This is a genomic window from Kitasatospora sp. NPDC007106 (assembly GCF_040634455.1).
Lineage (GTDB): Bacteria > Actinomycetota > Actinomycetes > Streptomycetales > Streptomycetaceae > Kitasatospora > Kitasatospora arboriphila.
This window is the reverse complement of the sequence record NZ_JBEYFP010001276.1, coordinates 1-1,314: the sequence shown is the minus strand read 5'-3', so window position 1 is coordinate 1,314 and position 1,314 is coordinate 1. Positions and strand designations below refer to the sequence as shown.

Genomic DNA, 1,314 nt, shown 5'->3' with positions numbered 1-1,314 from the left:
GACCGCGAGCGCCACGCCCGGAGACGACTCCCGGACCGCCCGCGGACCACCCCGGCGCGCCCGCCCGGCCACCGGGCCCTGCTGCGACCAGGTGCGGGGCCACCGGTTCACCACCGCGACCTCGCCGCTCGCCCCCCACTCCTGTGCCGGCACGGCGGTGGTTCGTCTCCGAACTGAATTCGGGTGGATGGAACGTCGTGGACGTCGCGGATGAGTCCGAGCCGGCTCCCGCCGCGCCCCGCATCGAACGTGCGTACGTCCCGGGGCCCGAAATCCGCCCCGGACCGTCGCCCCCTGGCGCTAACCTCTCGCCAGGAACACGACGAGGGGTGGGGCTCATGGCGTACGGCGGGAACACGCTGCCGGGACACGGTCCGGGGAGGGAACCCGGGCGCGGACTGACCGCGATCGGAGTGCTGCTGCTGGTGTACCTGGGGATCTTCGCGATCGCCGTGGTCGTCAGCATCATGCAGGGCAACTACGGCTACCTCATCGGGATGGCCCGCCGGCAGGCCGACCTGCCGGCACTGGCCGTCGCCGCCTACTTCACGCCGCTCGCCGTGACGTTGGCCTCGACCGCGGTGCTCGCCGTGCTGGCGTTCCGGGGGGTGTCCTGGGTGCGGCCCGCCGCGGCGGTGCTCCTCCTCGTGACGACCCTCTCCGCCTCCGGACAGCAGCTCTTCGCCCAGCTGACCACCCTGCGGCTGCACAACGTCTTCGACCTGCCGTTCGACGCGATGTTCATCATGCTGCAGCCGTACTTCGCGCTCGCCGTGGCCGTCGCGGTGACGGTCGTCGGGATCGCCACCCGCGCGCCCCGGCCGGGGCCGGGCGCCACCGGGCCGTTCGCCCCGACCTACCTGCCTCCGGCGCCCCCCGCTCCGGCATCCGGGCCCACCTCGCCCGCGGACGGGCCGAACCCCGCGCCGTAGCAGCCGGACCGGGACCGCCCCGTCGGCCCGGTGCCGGGTGTGCGCGAGGCAACGGGCCGAGCCCGGCGGCTTCCTGCCGTTCGGCAGCACGATCGACGCCGACACGCTGGGCTGGCTCACCGAGGGCGAGCCCGACGCGTGGCCGCTGATCGTCCGGCCCCGGCACGCCCCGCAGGGCCCCGGTTGGCCGGCGGGCTGGTCGACACCCTGGTGGCGTGGCTGCGCGGACGGGATCTGGGGGAGGGGTTCCCGGGCCTCGACCCGGACGACGACCCGCTGGAGTTCGCCACCTTCCTGCCCGCGGACTCCGCGGCCCGGCGACGGAGCGTCACCTGACACGGCGTCGGACCGGGGATCCGCCCGCCCGTTAGGTCGGGCGGGC

2 protein-coding genes are annotated in these 1,314 nt (G+C 75.3%); both read left to right on the top strand.

Annotated elements, in window-relative coordinates:
- Positions 1 to 413: 413 nt before the first annotated feature.
- Complete coding sequence (locus ABZ641_RS37820) at positions 414 to 932, top strand: hypothetical protein (protein ID WP_359989144.1); 519 nt, start codon at positions 414 to 416, stop codon at positions 930 to 932.
- Between the two features lie 183 nt (positions 933 to 1,115).
- A complete protein-coding gene (locus tag ABZ641_RS37815) occupies positions 1,116 to 1,268 on the top strand; it encodes a hypothetical protein (protein WP_359989142.1) in 153 nt (50 codons plus the stop codon).
- The last annotated feature ends 46 nt before the right edge of the window (positions 1,269 to 1,314 follow it).